Origin of the sequence: Pseudomonas sp. DWP2-2 (assembly GCF_049897065.1) — a bacterium.
Lineage (GTDB): Bacteria > Pseudomonadota > Gammaproteobacteria > Pseudomonadales > Pseudomonadaceae > Aquipseudomonas > Aquipseudomonas paracarnis.
In genome coordinates this window covers 737,798-763,297 of sequence record NZ_JAFCVN010000002.1, presented here as the reverse complement: position 1 = coordinate 763,297, position 25,500 = coordinate 737,798, and the positions used below count along the sequence as shown (strand labels likewise).

Annotated in this window: 28 protein-coding genes; 12 read left to right on the top strand and 16 right to left on the bottom strand. The window is 60.8% G+C overall.

Going from position 1 to position 25,500, the window contains the following annotated elements; genetic code table 11:
• Positions 1-138: 138 nt before the first annotated feature.
• The 10 genes from ACP7CZ_RS07600 to ccmA all read right to left on the bottom strand — a co-directional run bounded on the left by ACP7CZ_RS07600 (position 139) and on the right by ccmA (position 7,512).
• Complete coding sequence (locus tag ACP7CZ_RS07600; protein WP_034127179.1) at positions 139-546, bottom strand: lipoprotein; 408 nt, start codon at positions 544-546, stop codon at positions 139-141.
• Positions 547-562: 16 nt separating this feature from the next.
• A complete protein-coding gene (gene ccmI, locus ACP7CZ_RS07595; RefSeq protein ID WP_198862253.1) occupies positions 563-1,753 on the bottom strand; it encodes a c-type cytochrome biogenesis protein CcmI in 1,191 nt (396 codons plus the stop codon).
• Entirely contained in the window at positions 1,746-2,219 is a 474-nt protein-coding gene (locus ACP7CZ_RS07590; RefSeq protein WP_020301388.1) for a cytochrome c-type biogenesis protein, read from the bottom strand. Before ACP7CZ_RS07590 ends, ccmI begins: the two co-directional genes overlap by 8 nt.
• Positions 2,216-2,752 (bottom strand): DsbE family thiol:disulfide interchange protein, encoded by a 537-nt coding sequence (locus ACP7CZ_RS07585; RefSeq protein WP_054920121.1) that lies wholly within the window; start codon positions 2,750-2,752, stop codon positions 2,216-2,218. The genes ACP7CZ_RS07590 and ACP7CZ_RS07585 overlap by 4 nt, the downstream gene beginning before the upstream one ends.
• Positions 2,749-4,737 (bottom strand): heme lyase CcmF/NrfE family subunit, encoded by a 1,989-nt coding sequence (locus tag ACP7CZ_RS07580; RefSeq protein WP_197884140.1) that lies wholly within the window; start codon positions 4,735-4,737, stop codon positions 2,749-2,751. The genes ACP7CZ_RS07585 and ACP7CZ_RS07580 overlap by 4 nt, the downstream gene beginning before the upstream one ends.
• Positions 4,738-4,740: 3 nt before the next feature.
• On the bottom strand, positions 4,741-5,199 hold the full coding sequence (ccmE, locus tag ACP7CZ_RS07575; protein WP_034127175.1) for a cytochrome c maturation protein CcmE: 459 nt from the start codon (positions 5,197-5,199) through the stop codon (positions 4,741-4,743).
• Positions 5,196-5,372, bottom strand: coding sequence for a heme exporter protein CcmD (gene ccmD, locus ACP7CZ_RS07570; protein ID WP_003172771.1), 177 nt, complete (start codon positions 5,370-5,372; stop codon positions 5,196-5,198). Before ccmD ends, ccmE begins: the two co-directional genes overlap by 4 nt.
• The gene (locus ACP7CZ_RS07565; RefSeq protein ID WP_072448155.1) at positions 5,369-6,124 is read right to left on the bottom strand and encodes a heme ABC transporter permease; all 756 of its coding nucleotides are present in this window, start codon (positions 6,122-6,124) and stop codon (positions 5,369-5,371) included. The genes ccmD and ACP7CZ_RS07565 overlap by 4 nt, the downstream gene beginning before the upstream one ends.
• Before the next feature lie 87 nt (positions 6,125-6,211).
• On the bottom strand, positions 6,212-6,880 hold the full coding sequence (gene ccmB / locus ACP7CZ_RS07560) for a heme exporter protein CcmB (RefSeq protein ID WP_054920124.1): 669 nt from the start codon (positions 6,878-6,880) through the stop codon (positions 6,212-6,214).
• Positions 6,877-7,512 carry a cytochrome c biogenesis heme-transporting ATPase CcmA gene (gene ccmA, locus ACP7CZ_RS07555; RefSeq protein WP_057976690.1) on the bottom strand — a complete coding sequence of 212 codons (636 nt, stop codon included), beginning with the start codon at positions 7,510-7,512 and terminating at the stop codon, positions 6,877-6,879. The genes ccmB and ccmA overlap by 4 nt, the downstream gene beginning before the upstream one ends.
• Positions 7,513-7,712: 200 nt before the next feature.
• Between ccmA and ACP7CZ_RS07550 the strand changes: the two genes are divergently transcribed.
• On the top strand, positions 7,713-9,290 hold the full coding sequence (locus ACP7CZ_RS07550; protein ID WP_294156514.1) for a flagellar hook-length control protein FliK: 1,578 nt from the start codon (positions 7,713-7,715) through the stop codon (positions 9,288-9,290).
• Positions 9,287-9,616, top strand: coding sequence for an EscU/YscU/HrcU family type III secretion system export apparatus switch protein (locus ACP7CZ_RS07545; protein WP_034127170.1), 330 nt, complete (start codon positions 9,287-9,289; stop codon positions 9,614-9,616). The genes ACP7CZ_RS07550 and ACP7CZ_RS07545 overlap by 4 nt, the downstream gene beginning before the upstream one ends.
• Positions 9,617-9,931: 315 nt before the next feature.
• On the opposite strand, the gene glp is transcribed toward ACP7CZ_RS07545, so the two are convergent.
• The gene (glp, locus tag ACP7CZ_RS07540; protein WP_054920129.1) at positions 9,932-11,158 is read right to left on the bottom strand and encodes a molybdopterin molybdotransferase MoeA; all 1,227 of its coding nucleotides are present in this window, start codon (positions 11,156-11,158) and stop codon (positions 9,932-9,934) included.
• Complete coding sequence (gene moaB, locus ACP7CZ_RS07535; RefSeq protein WP_034127168.1) at positions 11,142-11,681, bottom strand: molybdenum cofactor biosynthesis protein B; 540 nt, start codon at positions 11,679-11,681, stop codon at positions 11,142-11,144. Before moaB ends, glp begins: the two co-directional genes overlap by 17 nt.
• A gap of 76 nt (positions 11,682-11,757) precedes the next feature.
• Here moaB and mobA point away from each other — a divergent pair, with 76 nt between their 5' ends.
• Both mobA and ACP7CZ_RS07525 read left to right on the top strand, forming a co-directional pair.
• Positions 11,758-12,360: a molybdenum cofactor guanylyltransferase MobA gene (gene mobA, locus ACP7CZ_RS07530; protein ID WP_054920148.1), complete on the top strand. Its 603-nt coding sequence runs from the start codon at positions 11,758-11,760 to the stop codon at positions 12,358-12,360.
• A gap of 79 nt (positions 12,361-12,439) precedes the next feature.
• Complete coding sequence (locus tag ACP7CZ_RS07525) at positions 12,440-12,661, top strand: YgdI/YgdR family lipoprotein (RefSeq protein ID WP_003189935.1); 222 nt, start codon at positions 12,440-12,442, stop codon at positions 12,659-12,661.
• A 55-nt stretch (positions 12,662-12,716) separates the two neighbouring features.
• Here ACP7CZ_RS07525 and ACP7CZ_RS07520 read toward each other — a convergent pair whose 3' ends face one another.
• The 3 genes from ACP7CZ_RS07520 to ACP7CZ_RS07510 form a co-directional block, all read right to left on the bottom strand.
• Positions 12,717-13,607 carry a pseudouridine synthase gene (locus tag ACP7CZ_RS07520; protein WP_054897890.1) on the bottom strand — a complete coding sequence of 297 codons (891 nt, stop codon included), beginning with the start codon at positions 13,605-13,607 and terminating at the stop codon, positions 12,717-12,719.
• Between the two features lie 69 nt (positions 13,608-13,676).
• A complete protein-coding gene (locus tag ACP7CZ_RS07515) occupies positions 13,677-14,012 on the bottom strand; it encodes a hypothetical protein (protein ID WP_003189932.1) in 336 nt (111 codons plus the stop codon).
• Positions 14,013-14,086: 74 nt separating this feature from the next.
• Complete coding sequence (locus ACP7CZ_RS07510; RefSeq protein WP_034127166.1) at positions 14,087-14,323, bottom strand: glutaredoxin family protein; 237 nt, start codon at positions 14,321-14,323, stop codon at positions 14,087-14,089.
• Positions 14,324-14,561: 238 nt separating this feature from the next.
• Here ACP7CZ_RS07510 and ACP7CZ_RS07505 point away from each other — a divergent pair, with 238 nt between their 5' ends.
• Positions 14,562-16,298: a cation:proton antiporter gene (locus tag ACP7CZ_RS07505; RefSeq protein ID WP_294156476.1), complete on the top strand. Its 1,737-nt coding sequence runs from the start codon at positions 14,562-14,564 to the stop codon at positions 16,296-16,298.
• On the opposite strand, the gene ACP7CZ_RS07500 is transcribed toward ACP7CZ_RS07505, so the two are convergent.
• The gene (locus tag ACP7CZ_RS07500) at positions 16,285-17,493 is read right to left on the bottom strand and encodes an ammonium transporter (protein WP_054920135.1); all 1,209 of its coding nucleotides are present in this window, start codon (positions 17,491-17,493) and stop codon (positions 16,285-16,287) included. The genes ACP7CZ_RS07505 and ACP7CZ_RS07500 overlap by 14 nt on opposite strands.
• 345 nt (positions 17,494-17,838) lie before the next feature.
• Here ACP7CZ_RS07500 and ACP7CZ_RS07495 point away from each other — a divergent pair, with 345 nt between their 5' ends.
• The 7 genes from ACP7CZ_RS07495 to ACP7CZ_RS07465 all read left to right on the top strand — a co-directional run bounded on the left by ACP7CZ_RS07495 (position 17,839) and on the right by ACP7CZ_RS07465 (position 25,477).
• Positions 17,839-18,153, top strand: a complete 315-nt coding sequence (locus tag ACP7CZ_RS07495; RefSeq protein ID WP_003189926.1) for a DUF883 family protein — start codon at positions 17,839-17,841, stop codon at positions 18,151-18,153.
• A 2-nt stretch (positions 18,154-18,155) separates the two neighbouring features.
• Entirely contained in the window at positions 18,156-18,560 is a 405-nt protein-coding gene (locus tag ACP7CZ_RS07490) for a phage holin family protein (protein ID WP_005786473.1), read from the top strand.
• Entirely contained in the window at positions 18,557-18,898 is a 342-nt protein-coding gene (locus ACP7CZ_RS07485) for a hypothetical protein (RefSeq protein WP_034127163.1), read from the top strand. The genes ACP7CZ_RS07490 and ACP7CZ_RS07485 overlap by 4 nt, the downstream gene beginning before the upstream one ends.
• A 164-nt stretch (positions 18,899-19,062) precedes the next feature.
• Positions 19,063-20,394, top strand: coding sequence for a deoxyguanosinetriphosphate triphosphohydrolase (locus ACP7CZ_RS07480; RefSeq protein ID WP_034127162.1), 1,332 nt, complete (start codon positions 19,063-19,065; stop codon positions 20,392-20,394).
• A 161-nt stretch (positions 20,395-20,555) separates the two neighbouring features.
• Positions 20,556-20,957, top strand: coding sequence for a response regulator (locus ACP7CZ_RS07475; RefSeq protein ID WP_034127161.1), 402 nt, complete (start codon positions 20,556-20,558; stop codon positions 20,955-20,957).
• Between the two features lie 249 nt (positions 20,958-21,206).
• Entirely contained in the window at positions 21,207-21,833 is a 627-nt protein-coding gene (locus tag ACP7CZ_RS07470) for a response regulator transcription factor (protein ID WP_034127160.1), read from the top strand.
• Between the two features lie 8 nt (positions 21,834-21,841).
• Entirely contained in the window at positions 21,842-25,477 is a 3,636-nt protein-coding gene (locus tag ACP7CZ_RS07465; protein ID WP_252950424.1) for a transporter substrate-binding domain-containing protein, read from the top strand.
• Positions 25,478-25,500 lie beyond the last annotated feature (23 nt).

The following is a 25,500-nucleotide window of genomic DNA, read 5'->3' as shown; positions in this document are numbered from 1 at the left end:
CGTGGGAGCTTGCTCCCGCTGGACTGCGTAGCAGTCCCATTTTTGGGGCCGCTTCGCGCCCCAGCGGGAGCAAGCTCCCTCGCCACAGTTACCGATTCTGTCTTAACTGACTGGCATTAACCCTCAGGCCGCCTTTTGTCATTGCGCGTATTGCTTGCTCAACCCCGGCGGCACGCCTTGCACGTTGGTCTCTTCCCATGGCCCGTTGGGGCTGATGGAGCGGCTCCAGCCGTTGCTCCAACGGTAGTAAGTGCGCTGGCGGTAGAAGGTATCAGGCTGATCGTCGAGCACGTACACCTGCATCTTGCCGTCCCAGTGGCTGGCGGCGCCCGGCGGTGGAGCAAAGGTCGGCGACTTGCTTGGCAGGGGTTTGGCCGGTGGCGTCACCGGGCCGGAAGGTTTGGTGCTGGGCTTGGTGTTCGGCTGGGTCGAGGGGCCAGACGGTGGAATAGTCGGGCCGGTCGGCGCCGGAGGTGGGCGGTGGACCGCACAGGCGCTCAGGCCGAGTACCAGGCTGAGCAAGGTGATGCGTGCAAATGCGGTCATGGGTGTGTCCTCAGAATTACTGGTCCGGAGTGTCGATGGTCAGTTGCTGCAACGCAGTGGTGCTGCTGCCCAACGGTTGGCTGCGGCCGATCCATTCGCCAGTGGTCGGTTGGCCGGCCCGGGATATGCGCGCAACCAGTTGGACTTCGGGGAAGTTGGACAGTTTCAACTGCGGCATCATCGCGTCGGCATCGCCCAGTTCGACGGTGACCGGCAATGCGTCGACGGTAACACGCTTGGCAGCCAAGGGCGCCGGGGGGCCGTTTACGGCGCGGGCAAAGATGAACACGCTGTCGCCTGGCAGGACGTTGGCCTTCACTTCGGCAGATAAGTCCACCCGCACGGTCAGTAGCGCCTTGGGCGCCTGGGCGACGCTGCCACCGCTCTCCTTGAGCTTCTCTGCCGCGCGATCAATCCCGCCTTGCAGGGCGACACGGGAATTGTCTTCTGGCGGCAGTTGCGCGAGCAGGCGGTTCCAGTAGTCGATGGCTTCCTGATAACGCTGGCCCTCAAAGGCAGCGATACCCAACAGGCCAAGACTGGTGACTTCCTTGGGATCGAGCTTCAAGGCTTCGTCGGTCAGCGCCTGAACCTGAGGCGACCATTGTTTGTTGTCAGCAAAGTACTGCGCCTGGGCCCATTGCCCGAGCAGTTCCGGTTGGCGCCCGGCCAACGCAACCGTACGTTCAAAGACTTTGGCGGCATCGCCGGCACGGTCCTGGGCCATATAGGCGCGCCCAAGGAAGTACAAACCTTCTGCCGAATCCGGTTGTGCAGCGGCGGCGCGTTCCAGGCGACGGGTCATGTCGGCCATGGACACCGGCGGTTGGGAAAACTCACGGGTCAGTTCAACCTTGTCGCTCGCGCCATAATGCAGGTACAGCGCCACGCCCAGCACAGGCACCAGAAACGCCGCCAAAAACGGCAGCGGTTTGCCTAACCGCGATTCGCGGGGTTTTTCCACACCTTCGGTGTCGGCCAGCAACTCGCGGGCCGCTTCGGCGCGGCCGGTATCAAGTTGCGCGGTATTCAACACACCTTCGTCCTGCTGCGCTTGCAGCTCGGCGACGCGTTCCTGGTACAGCGCCACGTTCAACGCGGTGCGATCCTCTTCACGCTGGGCACGACGGCCACGCAACACAGGGATCAACAGGAAACTCAGGGCAATCAGTAGCAGCAAACCGGCTGCGAGCCAGAAATCAATCATCAGTCTTGGTGTCCAGCAATTGGTCGAGGCGTTTACGCTCTTCAGGGGACAGCGCATCGGCGCCATCAATCGGTGCGACACGGCGCCGACGCACGATCACGGCCATCACCACCACACCGGCCAGCAGCAGCCCGGCCGGGCCAAACCACAGCAGCGCGGTCTTGCCGGTGAGTGCCGGTTTGTAGCGTACGAAATCACCGTAGCGGTCGACCATGAAGTCGATGATCTGCTGGTCGTCCTTGCCCTCCCCCAGCATGCGGAAAATCTCTCTGCGCAGGTCGGTGGCGATCGGGGCGTTGGAGTCGGCGATGTCCTGATTCTGGCATTTGGGGCAGCGCAGTTCCTTGGTCAGGTCGCGGAAACGCTCACGCTGCGCGTCGTTGGCGAATTCATAGGTGTCGATGGCGGCGTGGGCCACGCCGGCCAGGCCCAGGGCTAAAACGGCAGCGGTCAACCAACGCTTCATGGCTTGGCCTCATCGACCAGGGCCTGGTACTTGGCGGCCAGTTGCTCACGCCACACCGTTTCGTCGATCACGCCGACGTACTTGTCGCGGATCACACCTTTGGCGTCGATGAAGAAAGTTTCCGGCGCGCCGTACACACCCAGGTTCAATCCCAGGTTGCCGTCTTCGTCGCGGATATCCAGCTGGTACGGGTTATGAAATTCCGCCAACCACTTCACGGCCGCCGCATTGTCGTCCTTGTAGTTGATGCCGTAGATCACCACGCCCTTCTCGGCCAACTTGTTCAGCACCGGGTGTTCGACGCGGCAAGAGATGCACCAGGTGGCCCACACGTTGACCAGGGCCGGCTTGCCCTGCAAGTCTGCCTGGGTCAGGGTCTTGTCACCCTGCACCGTTGGCAGGTTGAAGGCGGGGAACGGCTTGCCGATCATCGCCGAAGGCAGCTCGGCAGGGTCCAGGTACAACCCGCGATACAGGAACACCGCCACCAGCAGGAACAACGCCAGCGGCACAACCATCAACCAACGCTTCATACCGCAGCTCCCGAAAGGCCAAGCGCTTCACGCACCCGGCTCTTGACCTTGACCCGATAGCGCCGGTCCAGCGCTGCGAGCAACCCGCCGAACCCGGTGAGCAAACCGCCGAACCAGATCCAGCGCACGAAGGGTTTGACATGCACGCGCACGGCCCAGGCCCCGTCGCCCAAGGGTTCACCGAGGGCCACATACAGGTCACGGGTGAAACCGGCGTCGATCCCAGCCTCGGTCATCATCGAACTTTGCACGGTGTACAGGCGTTTCTCCGGGTGCAGCACGGCGATTTCCTTGCCATTGCGCACTACGCGCACCGTGCCTTTGTCGGAGGTGAAGTTCGGCCCTTCGAAGTGCTTGGCACCTTCGAAGATGAAGTGGTAACCGGCCAGGTCCATGGACTCGCCCGGCGCCAGGCGCAGGTCGCGCTCGGCGCTGTTCTGGCTGGACAGCACCACCCCAAGGGCGCACACCGCAATACCAATGTGGGCGATCTGCATGCCCCAATAGCTGCGGGTCAGAGTGGGCAGGCCTTTGATCAGGCCTTTGTGGCGCGTCTTGTCGACGATGTCCCGCGCCCCCGCGAGCAACACCCAGGCTGCCAGCAGGAACGTCGCGAGTACCGCCCAATTGAAGTCGCCGTAGGCGAAACCGGCGATCACCGCCAGGGCCACGCTGCCGAGCAGCACCGGCATCAGCATGCCCACCAGCCATTTCACCGGGGTGTCTTTCCAGCGCACCAGCACGCCGACCGCCATCACCACCATCAACAGGCCCATCAGCGGGATGAACAACGCATTGAAGTACGGCGGCCCCACGGACAGCTTGGCGCCGCTCAAGGCGTCCAGCACCAGCGGGTAGAGGGTGCCGAGCAGGATCATCGACGCGGCTACCACCAGCACCAGGTTATTGCCCAACAACAGGGTTTCCCGCGACCACAGGTTGAAACCGACCTGGCTTTTGACCACCGGCGCGCGCAAGGCAAACAGGGTGAGCGAGCCGCCGACGACAAACAGCAGGAAGATCAGGATGAACACGCCGCGCTCAGGGTCTGAGGCAAACGCATGCACCGAGGTCAGCACGCCCGAGCGCACCAGGAAAGTGCCGAGCAGGCTGAGAGAAAACGCCGCGATGGCGAGCAGTACCGTCCAGCTCTTGAACACGCCACGTTTTTCGGTGACGGCCAGGGAGTGAATCAGCGCGGTACCCACCAGCCACGGCATGAAGGAGGCGTTTTCCACTGGGTCCCAGAACCACCAGCCGCCCCAGCCGAGTTCGTAGTAAGCCCACCATGAGCCCAGGGTGATACCGATACCTAGGAAGGCCCAGGCAACGATGGTCCATGGCCGTGACCAGCGCGCCCAGGCGGCGTCGAGACGACCGCCGAGCAAGGCGGCGATGGCAAACGCGAAGGCCACGGAGAACCCCACATAACCCATGTAGAGCATCGGCGGGTGCACGATCAGGCCGATATCCTGCAGCAACGGGTTGAGGTCGTGACCGTCCACCGGGATCTGCGGCAGGATGCGGGTGAACGGGTTGGAGGTCATGATCAGGAACAGCAGGAAGCCGATGCTGATCATGCCCATCACCGCCAGCACCCTCGCCAGCATCACTTGCGGCAATTGGCGCGAGAACACCGAGACGGCGAAGGTCCAGCCGCCGAGGATCAAGGCCCACAACAGCAATGAACCTTCGTGGGCACCCCACACGGCGCTGAACTTGTAGTACCAGGGCAAAGCGCTGTTGGAGTTGTTGGCAACGTAGGCGACCGAAAAATCGTCGGTCATGAAGGCGTAGGTCAGGCACCCAAAGGCGAACAGCAAGAAGGCAAACTGGCCCCAGGCGGCCGGCTGCGCCAGGCTCATCCACAGGCGGTCGCCGCGCCAGGCACCGAGCAAGGGCACCACGGCCTGGACCACGGCAAAGCACAGCGCGAGGATCATCGCCAACTGGCCCAGCTCCGGAATAAACAGTGCGGACGTCATGGCTCAGCCCTCCTTGACTTGGGTGGCGGGAGCGGTTTGGCCGCTGTCTTTCAAGGCTTTGGTGACCTCGGGCGGCATGTATTTTTCATCGTGCTTGGCCAGCACTTCGTCAGCCACTACCACGCCATCGGCGTTGAGCTTGCCCAAGGCGACAATGCCCTGGCCTTCCCGGAACAGGTCCGGGAGGATGCCGCGATAGGTGATGGTCACGGCCTTGTTGAAATCGGTGACGACGAAGGTCACGTCCAACGAATCGCCGGAACGCTTCAACGAGCCCTGCTCTACCATGCCGCCAGCGCGGATGCGCGTATCGACCGGTGCCTCGCCATTGGCGATCTGGGTGGGCGTGTAGAACAGGTTGATGTTCTGCTGCAGGGCACTCAGGGCCAGGGTCACGGCAATGCCGACGCCGGCCAGGATGGCAAGGATGATCAACAGACGCTTTCTACGCAGCGGATTCACTTTTCGGTCTCCCGGCGCAGACGTCGCGCCTCTTGTTGCAGGTAACGCTTGCGGGCCAGGATCGGCGCGGCGACGTTGAGGGCCAGCACCGCCAGGCAGATGCCATAGGCCGTCCAGACATACAGGCCGTGGTGGCCCATGGCGAGAAAATCACTGAAAGAAGCAAAACTCATCCACGTGCTCCCAGGCAGCTTTGCACTTCGGCCTTTACCCAACTGGTACGGGCTTCACGCTTGAGCACTTCAAGGCGCATGCGCAGCAGCAATACGGCGCCGAAGAAACAGTAGAAGCCCAGCACCATCAGCAGCAACGGCGCCCACATTTCCACGGGCATCGCCGGTTTTTCGGTGAGGGTGAAGGTGGCGCCCTGGTGCAGGGTGTTCCACCACTCCACCGAGTACTTGATGATCGGGATGTTGATCACGCCGACAATCGCCAGCACCGCGCAAGCCTTGGCGGCGCTGTCACGGTTGCTGATGGCGTTGCCCAAGGCAATCAGGCCGAAATACAGGAACAGCAGGATCAGCATCGAGGTCAGGCGCGCATCCCACACCCACCATGAGCCCCAGGTCGGCTTGCCCCAGATCGCACCGGTCACCAGCGCCACGGCGGTCATCCACGCACCGATGGGCGCGGCGCATTGCAGGGCTACATCGGCCAGCTTCATCTTCCATACCAGGCCGACGACACCGCACACCGCCAGCATCACATAGCAGGACTGGGCCAGCATCGCGGCAGGTACGTGGATATAGATGATGCGAAAGCTGTTGCCTTGCTGATAGTCCGGCGGCGCAAAGGCCAGGCCCCAGACCAGGCCGGTGCCGATCAGCAGGATGGCGGCGATACTCAACCACGGCAGCAGCTTGCCACTGATGCCATAAAACCATTTGGGCGAGCCGAGCTTGTGAAACCAGGTCCAGTTCATTGCTGTTTCCATCACGGTGCTTTTCGTCGTGGCGAAAAGCTCAGGGTCTTTACTGACTCAGCGTCATTGACGCCGGGTCAGACCTCATTATTCACCAACGCTGATTTTCAGGCCGGCGGCTATAGCAAAAGGTGTCAGGGTTACCGCCAGGGCGGCCAGGCTACCCAGCCACAAGAGATAACCGGTCGCCGGCATGCCCATGAGCGCGGCTTGCAACGCGCCACTCCCCAGGATCAACACCGGGATATACAGAGGCAGAATCAACAGCGCCAGCAACAGCCCGCCCCGTTTCAAGCCGACGGTCAACGCTGCGCCCACCGCCCCCAACAGGCTGAGCACCGGCGTGCCGAGTAACAAAGACAGGAGCAGCACCGGCAGGCATTCAACGGGCAACCCAAGCATCATGGCAAGCAGTGGCGAGAGCAAGACTAGCGCCAAGCCGGAAAAAACCCAGTGTGCCAGCACCTTGGCCAGTACCAGAAGTGGCAACGGGTGCGACGAAAGGACCCACTGCTCCAGGGAACCGTCTTCGAAATCACTGCGAAACAGCCCGTCCAGCGAGAGCAGAACCGATAAAAGCGCGGCGACCCACACCAGTCCTGGGGACAAGGTTTGCAACAGTTTAGTCTCCGGACCAACCGCCAGCGGGAACAGCGCGATCACGATGGCAAAGAACACCAGCGGGTTGGCCAGTTCGGCGGGGCGACGGCACAACAGCCGGGCTTCGCGGGCGACCAACAGGGCGAACACACTCATAGCGACCACCGCCCCAGGTCCAGCTCACGGTAGCCAGCAGGCATACGCGCCAAGGTGTGGTGGGTGGTGAGCACCACCAGGCCGCCTTGCTCGCAGTGCTGGGCCAGGTGTGCTTCGAGTTGAACCACGCCTTGTTTGTCGAGGGCGGTGAAAGGTTCGTCGAGAATCCACAACGGCGGGCTGGGCAAGTACAAGCGGGCCAAGGCCACGCGGCGCTGCTGGCCGGCGGACAGGGTGTGGCAGGGAACGTCCTCAAAGCCCTTGAGGCCCACCGCGGCCAGGGCCTGCCAGATGGCGTCACGGGAAGCAGGATGATGCAGGGCGCTGAGCCAACTGAGGTTTTCTTCAGCAGTGAGTACGTCTTTGATGCCGGCGGCGTGGCCGATCCAGATCAGGTTGCGCGCCAGCTCGCTACGCTGTTCGTTCAAGGGCTTGCCGTTGAGATGCACCACGCCGGCCGTCGGCTGCATCAGCCCGGCCAGCAGGCGCAGCAGGCTGGTCTTGCCGCTGCCATTGGGGCCACTGATTTGCACCATGTCCCCACCCGTCAGCCGCAGGTCGAGTTGCTCGAACAGCAGGCGCAGGTCGCGTTCACAGGCAAGCGCTACGGCTTCAAGAAGAGGGCTGGTCAAAAGATCGCGGGCCTTTACGGTTCAAGTCGGCGGTGCAGCGGCCGTTATAGAGAGATGCACAATAACGGCTTTGGCGACCGATTTTAGAGAGCTGGATCAAATAGTTGTGAGGTTTTTACCGCTCTCTTTGCAGACGGGCGGCATTATACATGCGATGCCCTACTCTAAAGAGGGCAATTTCCCCAGAGACGATGCGCACGATGACCGGCGAGATCAACCTTCCTCCACTGCCGCCAACCTCCGCACCCGGGCCCACTCCGCTGCCTGGGGCCGGCGCATTGCTCAAACTGCTGGAGCCGCAGGCCGGGTTGATCGACCCGGGGAAAACCGTGAACGCTGAGGTCATCGCGCTTAAACAAGGCGGCGAGGCCTTTCAGTTACTGCTCAAACTGACCCTCGAAGGCGGTCGCCAGGCGCTGGTGCAGGCCAGCAGTGCCCAGCCCTTGCCTCTGGGCAGCAATGTGGCGGTGAGCCAGACGCCTGCGGGCAACCTGGCCCTTACCTTGCAGCAAGCCATGAGTGCCAACGTGGCCGCTCTCACTCGCCTCGACACCCACCAGATGCCGGTGGGTACGTTGTTGCAAGCCAAGGTGCTGACCACGCAGATGCTGCCCCAGGGCACGGCACAACCGGCGATCTATCGCTCGCTGGTGAGTGTGCTCAATAACGCCCTGGCCGGTGCCACCCTGACCTTGGAAAGCCCTCAACCGCTAAGGGTGGGCAGCTTGCTCAGTGCTGTGGTGCAGAACGCGCAGACCCTGAACTTCGTACCGCTAAGCGGCCTGAAGGACCAACTGGCCGTGACGCAGCAACTTGCCACTCAGCAAAGTCGCCAAGGCTCGCTGGATGCGGTGTTCACCGCCTTGCAAAACCTGCCCCGTGGCGACAGCACATCGGCCGAACTGCGGGCCGCCGCCGAGCGATTGTTGGCGGCCTTGCCCGATCTGGCACAGGTCAGCAATCCCAAGGTGCTGGCCCAGGTAGTGCAGAACAGCGGCGCCTTTCTGGAAGCCAAACTGCTCGCCGGCCAGAACCCGCAAATCCCACCGTTGGACATGAAAGGCGCGCTGTTACGCCTGGTCGCAGACCTGCTGCCCGCCCTGCCCGCCAGCACCAACCTGAATGCGATCCTCGCCGCCAATACCCTGGCCCAGGTGTTGCCGCACTTTGTGCGCAGCCCGCTGAACACCCTCGGCCAGGTCGGCGCCCGGCAGATACCCGCCGGCTTCCCGCTGCCCGAAAGACTGATGGCAAAACTGGAAGGTGAAGGCGACCTGGAAAACCTGCTACGCCTGGCCGCCGGGGCGATCTCGCGCTTGCAGAGCCATCAACTGTCGAGCCTGGAACAGACCGGCACCACCGCCGACGGACGCCTGCAAACGACCTGGCAGTTGGAGATTCCCATGCGCACCCTGCAAGACATCGTGCCGTTGCAGGTCAAGTTCCAACGCGAGGAGCCCGCGCCAGACAAGGACCAGCCCGAGCGCAAGGATAAAAAAGACCCGAAACAAATGCTTTGGCGCGTCGAACTGGCCTTTGACATGGAGCCGCTGGGGCCGTTGCAAGTTCAGGCGCAGCTGTCTCAGGGCAAACTGTCCAGCCAGCTATGGGCCAGCCGCCCTTTCACGGCCAGCCTGATCGAAAGCCACTTGGGCAACCTGCGTGAGCGCCTGGTCTCATCCGGGCTCAACGTCGGCGACCTGGATTGCCATCTGGGCACCCCGCCACGCGGGCCAAAAACCGGACTGGAGCAACGCTGGGTGGACGAAACCGCATGAAAAACGCCGACCCGCCCCGCCAGGCCATCGCCCTCAAGTACGACGGCCAACAGGCCCCTACTCTGACAGCCAAAGGCGATGATGCCCTGGCCGAAGCCATCCTCAAGCTGGCACGGGAGAATGAAGTACCGATCTATGAAAACGCCGAGTTGGTGAAGCTGCTGGCGCGCATGGAACTGGGGGACAGCATTCCGGAAGAGTTGTACCGCACGATTGCCGAGATCATTGCGTTTGCCTGGACGTTGAAGGGCAAGTTCCCGGCCGGCTACGACCCGGAGGCGGGGCCGGTGGAGCGGGATGTCACTGAGCAGGGTGACGATTACTGATTGCTCATAGGGCACATACACATCCAAATGTGAGAGCCTGCTTGGCTGCGATAGCCATCGGTACCTACACAACTTCGGCGCGACGCTGGATCTGTGGCGAGGGAGCTTGCTCCCGTGACGGCCTACCAACCGACGCAAATCTCCCTGACGCACCACGATCCAAATGTGGGAGCGCGGGGCGGCAGGTAAATAAGCGTCGGCTGGTCGGTCGTCACGGGAGCGAGCTCCCTCGCCACAGGTTTTGCGTCGTTCAGAGGTTGTGTAAATACCTATGGCTATCGCAGGCCAACCAGCTCCCACATTTTTAGCGCGCGGTCAGTTAAGGACTTCGCTCAAAGGAATGAAGTTGACCCGGTCGCCGATGGCCAGCGTGGTCCCTTCCAGCACCTCCACAAAGCCTTCAGCCCACGCCGCACTGCGCAGCACCCCGGAGCTTTGGTTGCGGTAGATGATCGCCTTGCCCTGTTCGATCCGCCCGCGCAGGTACTCGCGGCGGTTGCCGGGCTTGGGCCAGACGAACCCTGCCGGCACTTCGAAGCGCAGCGGCTGCACCTCCTGCACCCCTTGACGGCGCAGCAGATACGGGCGCGCCAGCAGCGCAAAAGTCACCAGGGTCGAGGCCGGGTTTCCCGGCAGGCCGATCACCGGCACGCCACGAAAATGCCCGAAGGTCAGCGGCTTGCCCGGTTTGATCGCCAGCTTCCACAGCGCCAGCTCACCCTCTTCCCGTAAGGCAATGCCAAGGAAGTCCGCTTCGCCCACCGACACACCGCCGGTCGAGAGGATCAGGTCAACGCTGCCCAGCCCCGCCAGGCGCGCGCGGGTCTGTTCCAGATCATCCGGTAGAATCCCGGCATCAATCACTTCGCAGCCCATGCGCACCAGCCAACTGCACAGCACGCGACGGTTGCTGTTGTAGATCTGCCCAGGGCCGAGCGGCAACCCTGGCTCGATCAGTTCGTCGCCGGTCGACAACACGGCCACGCGTACGCGCCGCACCACCTCGAGTCGATCACGTCCAAGAGACGCGGCCAAACCGAGTTCGATAGGGCCCAGGCGGGTGCCGGCACTGAGTACGGTCTCGCCGACCGTGGTCTCTTGGCCCTGAGGCCGGATGTTGTCGCCCATCTGCAATGGCTCGGTGAAACTCACGCGCTGGTCGGTATGCACCACGGCGTTTTCCTGCATCTGCACGCAGTCAGCGCCTTGGGGCACCGGCGCGCCGGTAAAGATGCGTGCACAGGTGCCGGCCGCCAAGGGTTCAGGGGCAGTGCCGGCGAAAATCCGCTGGCTCACCACCAAGGGCTCGCCGGTCCAATCCGCCAGGCGCACGGCGTAGCCGTCCATGGCACTGTTGGGCCACGGTGGCAGGTCGAGTGTGGAGATCAGGTCCAGGGCCAATACCCGGCCATCACACTCAGCCAGAGGCAGTACTTCCTGCTCGCGGATCGGCGCGGCGGCTGCCATGTCGAGCAAACGCTGCAGGGCTGCTTCCACCGGCATCAGGACGCCGGTCTTGCCGGGCTTATCCACGGGATTCACAAGGTTCGGCCAGCTTCAGATGCGGAACGAAGTTGCATGGGCGGTGACGGTTATCCAACTGCTCGGCGAGGATGCCGTCCCAACCGGTGCGCACGGCATTGGTGGACCCTGGCAGGCAGCACACAAGAGTGCCATTGGCCAACCCCGCCAAGGCGCGCGATTGCACGGTGGAGGTGCCGATATCGGCCACGGAGATCTGGCGGAACAGCTCGCCAAAACCATCGACCTGCTTGTCGAGCAGGCAGCTCACTGCTTCAGGGGTACTGTCGCGACCGGTGAAGCCGGTGCCGCCGGTAATCAGCACCACCTGCACCACGTCTTCGGCGATCCAGTGGGCCACCTGGGCGCGAATCTTGTAAAGGTCGTCCTTGAGCAGCACGCGCTCGGCCAGGCGGTGGCCGGCGGCGGCAAGACGATCGACGAAGACCTGGCCGGAGGTGTCGGTCTCCAGGGTGCGGGTGTCGCTGACCGTCAATACAGCAATATTCAGGGGTACAAAGGGCGCATCGGCCTTGGCTTTCATGGCACGGTCCGGTTGTCGAAGGAACAGCCCGATGTTATATCACAGGCCCCTGTTTCCCTGCCGCAGCGCAACCACCATGACGTTTGAATTTTCTTCCCTGCCGTGTTCGATCCTGTTGCTGGCCGGTGGTCGCGGCCAACGCATGGGCGGGCAGGACAAAGGGCTGCTGGAATGGCAAGGTCAGCCCTTGATCGCCCACCTGCACCAGTTGGCCCGGCCGCTCACCGATGACCTGATCATCTCGTGCAACCGCAACCATGAACGCTACGCGCTCTATGCCGACCAACAGGTGAGCGATGACAACCCGGACTTCCCCGGCCCGCTGGCAGGTATCCGTGCAGGACTCTTCGCCGCACGCCATGAGCATCTGCTGATATTGCCTTGCGATGTGCCGCAGATCGATGCGCGACTGCTCGCCGACCTGCGTGCGACCGCACGACGCAATCGGCAGCTACCGGTGATGGTGCGCCAGGGTGACTTCTGGGAACCCTTGCTGTGCGTCATCCCCACTCGCCTGAAAAACCAGGTGGAACAGGCGTGGCAAGCGGGGGAGCGCAGCCCGCGCAAGCTGTGGCTGCAACTGGGTGCCGTGGCGCTGGAATGTCCGGCCGATGACCCGCGCCTGGCCAATCTTAATACGCCCGAGCTGTTGCACCCCGGGGCTGGCATGTCAGAATGAACCCTGCACAAGGAACTTTGCCGGCGTCCCGTACGTCACAAGGTCAGCAATTTAAAAGTATTCTCTCGGAGACAAACTCATGACTCAACGGACCATCGCCGCTCTCATGCTTGCACTGGGCCTCGCCACCCTCGCCGGTTGCGCTTCGCCAACAGTGATCACCCTGAATGACGGTCGCGAAATCCAGGCCGTCGACACCCCGAAGTACGATGAAGATTCGGGCTTCTACGAATTCGAACAACTGGACGGCAAGCACACCCGTATCAATAAAGATCAGGTTCGCACCGTTAAAGACCTGTAAGCCTCAGCGCTTGCACACAAGGCCCGCCTAGCGCGGGCCTTGTTGTTCCTGGGGTTTACCAGTCCAGGGTGATCTGGCTGCGAAAGCTGCGTTGTTCACCGCTTACCGGGTCGATAAAGCGCACGCCCTGGGCCAGTAGCTTGAGTGGCTTGGCGTAATCGTCCTCGGCATCCTTGATCACTTCGGGGTAGAACGGGTCATTACAGATGCTCGCCCCGAGCGCCGTCATATGCACGCGCAGCTGGTGCTTCTTGCCGGTCACCGGGAACAGGCCGTAGCGCCATAGATCAGCGTTTTTCTCGCGCACCTCTACCGCCGTCTCGGTGTTGCTGGCACCCGGCCCTTCCTGCATGCGAAAGAAAGGTTCGCCATCCACCAAACGGCTTTTGTGCACCAACGGGAAGCTGAGGTGCGGCAAGGCCGGAGCGATGGCTTCATAGAATTTGTCGATACGTCGCGTGGGAAACAATTGCTGATAGGCCGAACGGCTGTGCGGGTTGGCGGAGAACAGCACCAACCCCGCCGTATGTCGGTCGATGCGATGCAGGGGCACCAGGGCGGGATTGTCCAGGCGCCGGATCAAGCGTCGCAACAAGGTGTGCTCGACGTACTCGCCAGCGGGTGTCACTGGCAGGAAATGCGGTTTGTCCGCCACCACCAGGTGCTCATCCGCGTACAGGATGTTTTCCAGCACCGGAATCACTTTCTCGTTGGGCACTTCGCGAAAGTAATAGATGCACAAGCCTTCCTTGTAGCCCAGGCCCAGGCTGATCGGGCTGCCATTGACATCCAGCACCCGGCCGCGGGCAATGCGGTCCAACCATTGTTCGCGGCCGATGGCCGGAAAGTGTGCGCACAGGCAATCGAGCACCGTCACCCAGGAGCCCGGCGGCAAGTACAGGGTGCTGGCTTGGTGCTGGGAGGGGGAAAAAATGGAAGTGGACATGCCGACGCTCAAAGCCTGGAAAACAGGCGGGCATTATCGCCCATGGCGCGCGATTGCCTAGGGCCTATCTCAGGCCTTGGCCAGTTGAGCTCGCAGCACCGGCGAGGCGCTTGCCGCCTCGGTGAATTCCTTGAGCCAGCGCAGCACGTCCACCGCTTCCCAACGACCCGGGTCATACAACGCGTAGAGCAACCCCTGATAACCCACCACATCCAGCTGCTTGTGATAACCGGCGCGCTGGAACAGCGCCTCGATTTCCGCGAAGCAGGTGTTGAAATGCACTTTGTTAAACGGCGTCTTGCCTTCCGTGACCAGGCCATCGAGGCGCAGTTCGTTCACCGCGTCACGCACCACATCGGCGGACATGCGATTGACGCTGCTTTTAAGTTGTTCAACATTCACCACGGGCGTTCCCTCTATTCAATCGCTGTACGAATATACAGTAACTTAATATTTGGAAAGCCGCCATCGCATAAATCTCAGCGCAGGAAGGTAACCACCTGCGCGGTGTCGAACGGCCAGTCCAGTTCCGCCCCGGTGTCCGTGCGGCGAAGCACCGGAATCCGCAGGCCGTAGACGTCTGTCAGGTCCTCCGGATCGGCGATATCCACCAACTCCACCAACAACCCGTGCTCGACGAGCGGCATGACTTCGGCTTCGGCAATCTCACACAGATGGCAACCCAGGGTGCCGAACAGCTGGCATTCAGGAAGCATGATGAAAAGACTCGAACAAGAAACGAACGTCCATTCTAATCCCAACAAGCCCCTGTAGGAGCGAGCTTGCTCGCGAAAAACTCCCGCGCGCCGCGTTCACTCAGGAACCCCGCGTTATCGTTGACGTTTTTCGCGAGCAAGCTCGCTCCTACGGTGCAAAAAGCCTGATCCAGATCACCATGGCCTATAACTGATTCAGCGATTCTTGCGGCTTTTTGCCGCTCGCCCCGCAACGGAGATGCCTGTGTTCGCCAACCTGCTGATTATTCTGGCCTCATCCCTGGTGGTGATTGCACTGTTTCGCCGGCTGCAGCTGCCGCCCGTGCTGGGCTACCTGTGCGTAGGCCTGGCAGTGGGCCCCACCGCGCTGGACTGGGTCAATGACAACGAAGACCTGCCGGACCTGGCCGAGATGGGTGTGGTGTTCCTGCTGTTTTCCCTGGGGCTTGAGTTTTCCCTGTCGAGAATGTTGGCGCTGCGCAGCGTGGTATTTGGCCTGGGCAGCCTGCAAGTGCTGGGGTGCGGGGCATTGCTGGGCGCGTTATTGATGAGCTTTGGCCTCGCACCTGGCGTCGCGTTGTTACTTGGCGCAGGGCTGGCGTTATCGTCCACCGCCATTGTCAGCAAGGAGTTGACCAGCCTGGGTGAAGTCTTCAGCAGTCATGGGCAGAATGCGATCGGCGTGTTGCTGTTCCAGGATGTCGTAGCGGTGTTGCTGCTGACATTGGTACCGGTATTTGCCGGCAGCAGCGACCAAGCCTGGTACTGGGCGCTGCCGCTGACCTTGGGCAAGACCGTGGTGCTGTTCGTGGGCCTGTTGTTCGCCAGCCGCTGGTTGCTGCCGCGCCTGTTCCGTGAAGTCGCCGCGTCTCATTCGGCGGAACTGTTTGTGCTGCTGGCGCTGGTGATTGTCTTGCTCACCGCTTGGCTCACCCACCTGCTGGGCCTGTCCCCTGCCCTCGGTGCATTCCTGGCCGGCATGCTGCTGGGGGAAAGTCATTACCGACACCAGATCGAAGCCGATATCCGCCCGTTTCGCGACATCCTGCTGGGGCTGTTTTTTGTCAGCATCGGCATGCTCATCGATCTGCAGTTGTTCGTCAGCCACAGCCTGTTGATCCTCGGCCTGACGCTCACGCTGATGCTGGTCAAAGGCAGCGTCGTCGCGGCGCTGGTCAAGTGGCGTAACAGTGACACCGAAACAGCCTGGCGCAGCGGTCTGGCGCTGGCCCAGGGCGGCGAGTTTTGTTTTGCGCTGATGGCGCAGATGCAGCAGAGCCGGTTGATTCCCGATGAGTTCAACGGCCTGCTACTGGCTGCCACCTTCTGCTCGATGCTGCTGACACCGCTGCTGTTACGTGCGGCACCGGCCATCGCGCTGCGCCTGCATCGCAAGCCCAACCAGCAAGTGCAACTGGAACACATCACCGCGCTCAACGCTCAATTGCACGGACACGTGGTGATTTGCGGGTATGGCCGGGTAGGCCAGTCCATCGGGCGCTTTATGCGCCGCGAACAACAGGCTTTTATCGCCCTGGATGATGACCCCGAACGGGTGCAGGAAGCCGCCGCCGAGGACAGCAGTGTGCATTACGGCGACTGCCGCCGTGGTGCATTGCTCAGCGCCGTCGGCCTGGAACGGGCGCGGTTGGCGGTGATCGCGGTGGACAACAGCGATGTCGCCCTGGTGGTGCTCAAGGAGGCGCGGCAGATCAACCCAGACGTGCCGATCCTGGTGCGCACACGCGATGACAGCCAGTTGGCTGAACTCAAGGCCGCGGGCGCCAGCGAGGTGGTGCCCGAGTTGCTGGAGTCGAGCCTGATGCTCGCCGCCCACGCCCTGATCCTGCTGGGCCTGCCGGACCAACAGGTGCAGGCGCGAGTGAATGAAGTACGGCGCAACCACTATCGCCTGCTGCACGGTTTCTACCCACCGCCACACACTGACGAAGACGCGCCGATCAGTCCTGACTGACCGCGCCGATCTTGTGGATCGACAGGTCCGCACCGTAATACTCCTGTTCCTGGCTCAAGCGCAGCCCTTGCACGCGCTTGATCACGCCGTACACCAGCAAGCCGCCGCCAAATGCTACCGCCACGCCCAGCCCGGTGCCGATCAACTGGCTGATCAGGCTCACGCCGCCCAGTCCACCCAGGGCAGCCTGCCCGAAGATGCCGCAGGCAATGCCGCCCCACACGCCACACAAGCCATGCAACGGCCACACGCCCAGCACGTCGTCGATCTTCCAGCGCACCTGGGCAGCGATAAAGCACCCCACGAACAAGCCGCCAGCGACCACGCCCGTGACCAGCGCGCCCACCGGATGCATCAGGTCGGAACCGGCGCAGATTGCCACCAACCCGGCCAAAGGACCGTTGTGCAGAAAACCGGGATCGTTACGGCCAATTACCAGGGCAGCCACGGTGCCGCCGACCATGGCCATCAGCGAATTGACGGCCACCAGACCACTGACGCCATTGAGGGTTTGCGCGCTCATCACGTTAAAGCCGAACCAGCCCACGATCAGAATCCACGAGCCCAGCGCCAGGAAAGGAATGCTCGACGGCGCAAACGCCACCAGGCGCCCTTCACGATAACGCCCATTGCGCGGGCCCAGCAGCAACACCGCCGCCAGCGCCAGCCAGCCGCCCATGGCGTGAACCACCACGGAACCGGCAAAGTCGTGGAAGCTGGCGCCAAAGGTTGCGAGCAGCCATGCTTGCAGGCCAAGGTTGCCGTTCCATACCAGGCCTTCGAAGAACGGGTAGATAAACGCCACGATCAGCGCGGTGGCACACAGCTGCGGGGCAAACTTCGCACGCTCGGCAATCCCGCCGGAAATAATTGCCGGAATCGCCGCGGCAAACGTCAGCAGGAAGAAAAACTTCACCAGGCCGTAGCCATGATCGGCGCTGATCACCGCGGCCGGTTGCAGGAAGCTCACACCGTAGGAGATCCAATAGCCTATAAAGAAATAGGCCAGCGTTGAAATCGCGAAATCACTGAGGATTTTCGACAAGGCGTTGACTTGGTTCTTCTGCCGTACCGTGCCAACTTCAAGGAAGGCAAAGCCGGCGTGCATGGCCAGCACCATGACCGCGCCAATCAGAATGAACAAGGTATTGGAGCTGTGGACGAGGGTGTCCACCGCGCTTTGCAAGTTTTCCATGGAGGTTGGCAGGCCTGCATCAAGGCAAAAAGCACCAAAGCGGTTCAAGCCAGGGTTAAGCGCACTAAATTGGCACCGCCGGCTCCGCCTTTCTTCAGAGGGCGTGAACCGCTTTAGCGCAGCGATCAACACAACAGGCCGTTGCCGAAAGGGTTTTTCCGCGAAATTAAGTGATTTAGGGTAAGGTTTTCCAAGGTTTTCACCTCGACCGCCCGGATTCAGCGCAGGCTCCAAGGCCTGCGCACCAAGGCAAAGCAAAAGCTGTACCACACAATTGCAATGAACCTTCAGCGAACGCCGCGACTCGAAACCACACGTACAGATCAGCTACCCACGGAGATAACCATGGCCGGTAAAACAGCAAAGACTGCTCAAGAGATACTGATGGAGGATTTTCAAACCCTGGTCAGCGATACCGAAAAGCTGCTGGACGACACTGCCGTGCTGGCCGGTGACCAGGCTGACGAGCTGCGCACCAAGATCCACGAGAGCCTGCTCAAGGCCCGCGAGACCCTGCAACTGACCGAAGACTCATTGCGCGAGCGCGGCCAGGCGGCAATCACCGCCACCGAAGACTACGTGCAAGCCAACCCATGGCAGTCAGTCGGCATTGCTGCCGGCGTAGGCTTTTTGATCGGTCTATTGGCTACAAGGCGCTAACCATGTCTATCGGCGAATCCAGCTCATCCACGAGCGCACATTCCTCAGCAAGCGGTTCAACTTCCCGACGCCTGGGCGCAGCTGTGCTGGGCTTGCTGCACAGTCATGTCGAGTTGTTCGGCATTGAATTACAAGAGCAAAAGGCCCGTACCGTCAGCCTGTTGCTGTTTGCCGGCCTGGCGTTGGTGTTTGCCCTGCTGTTGCTGGTGGGGTTGTCGACGCTGGTGATGATCCTGGTGTGGGACACGGGCTACCGCCTGACCGGCATCATCTGCCTCTGCGTGTTCTACAGCCTGGCCGCTGCGTTCTGCGGTGTGCGCTTGAAGGCGGCGGTATTCGATGAGTCAACGCCCTTCCACGCCACGCTTGAAGAACTGGCCAATGACCGGGAGCGCCTGCTGCCATGAGCATGACTGAGATCCCGCAAAATACTTCTCGCCGGGAAATGCGCAAAGCCTTGATTCGCCTGCGCATGGAAATGCACCGCCAGGAAATCCGTCATGAGTCCCAACAACTCATGGCGCCCCTGCACAAAATGCGCAACATGCGCCACAACTGGCAGGACAGCCTGGGCATCAAGCACGCGCCGTTGTGGGGCGTGGCGGCGGTTACGCTGATGGGCTTCTTTACCGGCAAGGGCGCCAAGGGCGGCAGTATCAGCAGCATCACGCGCCTGGTGCGGCTGGGTGCCGGCTTGATCCCCCTGATCAAGTTGGCCATGCAAGGCTCTTCGCGCAAAAGCTGACCCTCGTGAGCCGATGACCGCAATGACCAGACACCTGCTGGTCATTGCGGTTTTTTGCGCTGCCTGTTAATTGATACCGACGCGGCCGACCGCTGGATTCGCCTGCCCTTGAAGGCCGAACCGGGAAGCTGGAACTGTCATTCACACTACGGAGAGCCTGCGCCTTGGATTGGCCCACCCTGCTAACCCGCGAACGTCTTGGAAAACCCCTGCACAGCCCTGAAGAACTGGGCCGCAGCCCCTTCCACAAAGATCACGACCGCATTATTTTCTCCGGCGCATTCCGGCGCCTGGGACGCAAGACCCAAGTGCATCCGGTTTCGAGCAACGACCATATCCACACACGCTTGACCCACTCCCTGGAAGTCAGCTGCGTGGGGCGCTCACTCGGCATGCGCGTGGGCGAAACCCTGCGCAGCGCCCTGCCCGACTGGTGCGACCCCAGCGACCTGGGCATGGTGGTGCAATCGGCCTGCCTGGCCCATGACATCGGCAACCCGCCATTCGGGCATTCCGGCGAAGACGCCATTCGCCACTGGTTCCAACAGGCCGCCGGGCGAGGTTGGCTGGATGGCATGAGCAGCGCCGAACGCAATGACTTCCTTAACTTCGAAGGCAATGCCCAGGGCTTTCGGGTACTCACCCAACTTGAATACCACCAGTTCGACGGCGGCACGCGGCTGACCTACGCCACCTTGGGCACGTACCTCAAATACCCCTGGACTGCCCGTCACGCCGACTCGCTGGGCTACAAGAAACACAAGTTCGGCTGTTACCAGAGCGAGTTGCCAATTCTTGAGCAGATCGCCCACAAGCTTGGCTTGCCCCAGTTAGAGGAACAACGGTGGGCGCGTCACCCGCTCGTCTACCTGATGGAGGCAGCCGACGACATCTGCTACGCGTTGATCGACCTGGAAGATGGCCTGGAAATGGAGCTTCTGCAGTACAGCGAAGTGGAGTCGTTGTTGCTCGACCTGGTCGGTGATGACCTGCCACAAACCTATCGCCAGCTGGGCCCATTGGACTCTCGCCGACGCAAGCTGGCGATCCTGCGTGGCAAAGCCATCGAGCACCTGACCAATGCGGCTGCGCAGGCGTTTGTCGAACAGCAGGACGCCCTGCTGGCCGGCACGCTGCAGGGAGACCTGGTGGAGCATATGCACGGCCCGGCAAAGCGCTGCGTGCTGGATGCCAAAGACATGGCGCGCAAGAAAATTTTCCAGGACAAGCGCAAGACATTGCATGAAATCGGCGCTTACACCACCTTGGAAATCCTGCTGAACGCGTTCTGCGGCGCGGCCCTTGAACAACATGGCGGGCGAACACCGTCGTTCAAGAATCGGCGCATTCTCGATTTGCTGGGCAACAGCGCGCCGGACCCCGCCTGGCCACTGCACGCCTCGTTCCTGCGAATGATCGACTTCATTGCCGGTATGACCGACAGCTACGCCACCGAAATGGCACGGGAAATGACTGGGCGTTCCAGCCCTCAGTAACGCTTGCATCCGACCGCCTGTTCCCTGAAACGAATTGCCCTACGATGGGAACAGAGCGGACTGATCGAATTCGTACAAGCATCCGAAGAATAATCACGCGTTCCCAACCGACCGAGCAATTCTACTGCCCCCATCGACGCTTGCCTCACTGTGTGCTTTCTATGCCCAGATACTCTCTTCGTATTCTTTTGGTGGAGGATCACCCGTTTCAACTTCTGGCCACCCAATGCCTGCTCAACAGCTTCGGCTTCGATCAACTGACTGCGGTGGAAAACGCAGAGCAGGCCATACGCACAATGAGCCAGTCCGAACATCCCTTTGACCTGATGTTGTGCGACCAATGCCTGCCCGACCTGCCCGGACTTGAACTAGTGGAAATCGCCAGCCGTCGGCGCTTCATTACCAGCGCTATTCTGTTAAGCGGGTTACCCACGCCAGAACTGATGAGCCTGACAAAACAAGCCTCGCAACGAAGTCTTCCGCTTCTTGGCTATTTATCAAAACCGTTGAACAAGGACGAACTTGAAAAGTTAATCGGCTTAACTTTTACCCCCCCTACGTAGGACTTTAAACATCTTCTTCGACGAAATACGCTACGAAGCCCGCCGTAAAAACTCAAGCCTATCACCATGCCACGATTGCGTTTGAAACGCTCACATGCTCTGTCACGACTACCCATCAACTTGTAGGCGTATACCTTTTTAATTGTAGGAACTTTCCTGTTTTGCATCTACTGCTCGTGCGCTTCATGCCGTGCCCTTATCTTCTGAGCTAATGTGCCCGCTTTATTTGCACCTGCATGGAATGTGATTATGAACTCAGTTTTTATTATCGATGACCACCCCGTTATCCGGCTTGCTATTCGAATGTTGCTGGAGCACGAAGGTTACAAGGTCGTCGGCGAAACAGACAACGGGTGCGATGCCATACAAATGGTCCGTGAGTGCCTTCCAGACTTGGTGATTCTGGATATCAGCATCCCGAAACTCGACGGTCTCGAGGTGCTCTGCCGATTCAATGCCATGAACACCTCCATGAAGACCCTGGTGCTCACGGCCCAGTGCCCGACGCTATTTGCTACGCGGTGCATGCGCTCGGGCGCCGAAGGCTACGTGTGCAAGGAGGGTGACCTGAGCGAATTGCTGAGCGCCATTCGCGCTGTCCTGTCCGGCTACAACTACTTCCCCAGCCAGGCATTGAGTGGCCCCGGAGCCGAAGGCATGGATGTCCAGGAGCTGGAACTGTTCAAGTCAGTTAATGACCGAGAGTTGATGGTCCTGCAACTTTTTGCGCAAGGTCGCACTAACAAGGAAATTGCCAAAGGTATGTTTTTAAGCAACAAGACGGTCAGTACTTATAAAAAGAGACTCATGCAGAAACTCAAAGCCAAATCCTTGGTAGAACTCATCGAGATGGCAAAACGAAACGCGCTAGTGTGAGAAAGCGGATGCCCAGGCGTATAAAGGACTATCTGATTATATTAAGTGCCGGTTTGTACTTCAGCACTACCGTGCTGGCGGAGCACCAAACCAGCCCGGAACGTTTCACCCTCTTGAGTCGTGCGGGAGCTGTTCAACTGGACACTCATTTTGACAAGGCCCAGCGCCAGTGGCTGCAGAACAAACGTGAACTCACGCTGGGGACATCCACACCTGATTACCCGCCCTTCGACCTCACTTCCAGCGGCCATGACTACGAAGGCCTTACCGCCGACTACGCAGGATTACTAGCCAAGGCACTCTCCCTGCCAATCAATGTGATGCGCTACCCCTCCCGAGCGGCGGCCATTCGCGCCCTGGAAGACGGGGAAATTGACCTGCTGGGCTCCTCAAACGGGTTTGAAGCTGCGACGCCAAATCTTATCCTCTCCGAACCTTATGCCGTGGACCAGCCGGTGCTGGTCACGCGCGAGGGAGAAACCCGCAGCCTCAGCGAAGGCCTCGATGGGCTGCGCCTGAGCCTTGTCTATCACTACCTGCCGCTCAATGAGGTGGAGAAGCTGTACCCCAAGGCGAGCATCCGCGCCTACCCGTCCTATCAGAATGCCTTGAATGCAGTGGCCTTCGATCAGGCGGATGTGTTTCTCGGTGACACCATTTCCACCCATTACATGATCAACAAGGGCTATCTCAAGAACATTCGCATGGCCAACTTCGGCAAACATGAAGCTTATGGTTTCAGTTTTGCCACGCGCCAGGACAACCGGATGCTCCTCAGCATTGTCGATTCAGCCCTGGCCTCAGTGCCCATCAACGAAAGGGACAGTATTGCCAAGCGCTGGAGCGCCGGCAGCGACATCCTGCTGACCGACAAGAAGCTGCAACTGACCCAGCGCGAAGAGCGCTGGCTCAAAGAGCATCCGGTGGTCACCGTGGTCGTCAACGAAACTTTCGCGCCCCTGACGTTCTTCGATGCAGACGGCAACTTTCGCGGCATCACCGCCGACTTGCTGGAGTTGATTCGCTTGCGCACCGGCCTGCGTTTTTCGGTGCAGCGCGGGCGCGATGTCAGCGCGATGATCGACCAGGTCGCGACCCAGAAAGTCGATATGATCGGTGCCATCGTGCCCAGCAACGAACGAGATTCGCAGCTTAATTTCAGCCGCCCCTACCTGGAAAACTCCTATGTATTGTTGACACGCAGAGAGCAAGGTGCCCCCTCGAACATGGAGCAGATGGCAGGAAAGCGTCTGGCAATCACCCGAGGCAACCCACTGGCCGCGACCTTGAGCAAAGACTTCCCGCAGGTTCAACTGGTGGAAACCAGTGATACGTTCAGAGCATCGGAGCTGCTAGCACAGGGACAAGTGGATGGGGCAGTGAATACCTTGGTGATCGCCAACTATTTCCTGTCATCCCAGGTCTTCCAGGATAAATTGCAAATAAGCGCCAGCATCGGCACGACCCCAGCGACCTTCTCTCTTGCTACCTCGCGCCAAGCCACGGAGTTGAGCTCGATACTCGACAAGGCGCTGCTCAGCATTGCCCCGGATGAAATGGGCGTAATCAACAGTCGCTGGCGTGGCTACACCGCCGCATCGGACAGCTACTGGCGTAATTACCATCAACTGATCGCGCGAATCATCATCGGCACCGGGCTGTTGCTGTTGATATCCCTAGCCTGGAACGCCTACATGCGTCGCCAGATCAAGCATCGAAAAATGGCCGAACGTGCCCTCAACGATCAGTTCGAGTTCATGCGTGCACTGGTCAATGAGACGCCCCATCCGATCTACGTGCGCGACCGCAATGGGTTGTTGCAGACCTGTAACGACAGCTACCTGCAGGTGTTCGACGTCAAGCGCGAAGAGGTGATCGGCAAAAGCGTGACCCAGATGACCATGGCGCTGGCGTCGGAGGCAGCCCAGTATCATGCTGACTATCTGCGTGTGGTGGCCGAGGGTAACCCGCTGATCCTCGATCGCAGCCTGCATATCCACGACAAGAAACTGACCATCTATCACTGGATCCTTCCCTACCGCGACTCTACGGGTGAAGTCCAGGGCATCATCGGTGGCTGGATCGATATCAGTGACCGACGCCAGCTATTCGATGAACTACGCGCTGCCAAGGAGCGCGCCGACGAAGCCAACCGCGCCAAGAGCACGTTCCTGGCTACCATGAGCCACGAGATTCGTACCCCGATGAACGCTGTGATCGGCATGCTCGAACTGACGCTCAAGCGCGCCGACCAAGGACACCTTGACCGTCCGGCGATCGAGGTGGCGTACAACTCGGCCAGAGACCTGCTGGAGCTGATCGGTGACATTCTCGACATCGCGCGTATCGAGTCCGGCCGCCTCAGCCTGGCGCCGGAGCGCGTCAACCTGCGGGAGGTAATTGAATCAGTGGTGCGCGTCTTCGACGGTCTCGCACGGCAGAAAACCCTCAGCCTGCTGCTGGAGTTCAAACCCGACCTGAACGATATCGAGGTGCTGATAGACCCGCTGCGCTTCAAGCAGGTGCTATCGAACCTTGTGAGCAACGCGATCAAGTTCACCGAACAAGGGCAGGTCAAGATCAAGGTCGAGCTGCAGCCTACCCAGGCCCCGGAGCAGATCGAGCTGAAACTGGTGGTGGAAGACACCGGCATCGGCATCAGCCGGGATGACCAACAGCGCCTGTTCGAACCCTTTGCCCAGGCGGACAACTCCGGGCAACTGGCGCGCAGTGGCGCGGGCCTGGGTCTGGTGATCTGCCGCAGCCTGTGCGCGATGATGGGCGGCCAATTGAGCCTGAGCAGCGTGCCCATGGTCGGCACCCAGGTGCACGTCAACCTGAGCATGCCTCGCCTGCAAGCGATCCAGGCGGTGGGTGAACACACGCCGCCAACGCCGGCCACCGCACGGGTGCTTAACGTACTGGTGGTAGACGACCATCCGGCGAATCGCCTGCTGATGTGCCAGCAATTGGGCTACCTGGGGCATAAATTCATCGCTGCCGAGCACGGAGCCGCAGGGTTCCAGGCCTGGCGTAAAGAGCATTTCGACCTGGTAATTGCCGACTGCAACATGCCCATCATGAATGGCTACGAACTGAGTCGTTCAATCCGTGAATATGAGCAACGCGAACAATTGGTGCCCTGCGTGGTACTGGGCTTTACCGCCAACGCCCAGCCGGAGGAAAGGCAACGGTGCGTGCAAGCCGGCATGGATGACTGCCTGTTCAAACCCATCAGCCTTACCGTATTAGAGCGCCAACTGGCACATATCGCCCCTGAAGCCGTGCCCCAACGGCTGGACCTCGAATGCCTGGAAGCGCTGACCGGCGGTGATCCACAGTTGAGTCGACGCTTGCTGGAGGAGCTGCTGAGCAGCAGCCTTCACGACCGCAAGGTCCTTATCGAACTGCGGGATCGACACGCGCCCCCCTCGGACATCATTGAGCAAGCCCACAAGATCAAGGGTGCCGCCCGCATCGTTCAAGCCCATTCGTTGGCGGGGCAATGCGAAGCCTTGGAGCAAACCTGTTCTCGCAATGAGGAGTGGGCCGTGATCGAAAGCGGCATCAGGGCCCTGGAACAGCTCATGCTGGAATTGGAGAAGATGCTGCGGGTTCAACTCGATGAACTGCAAGCCCCATAGCACCAGGGCCCGTCGTGGCGGGA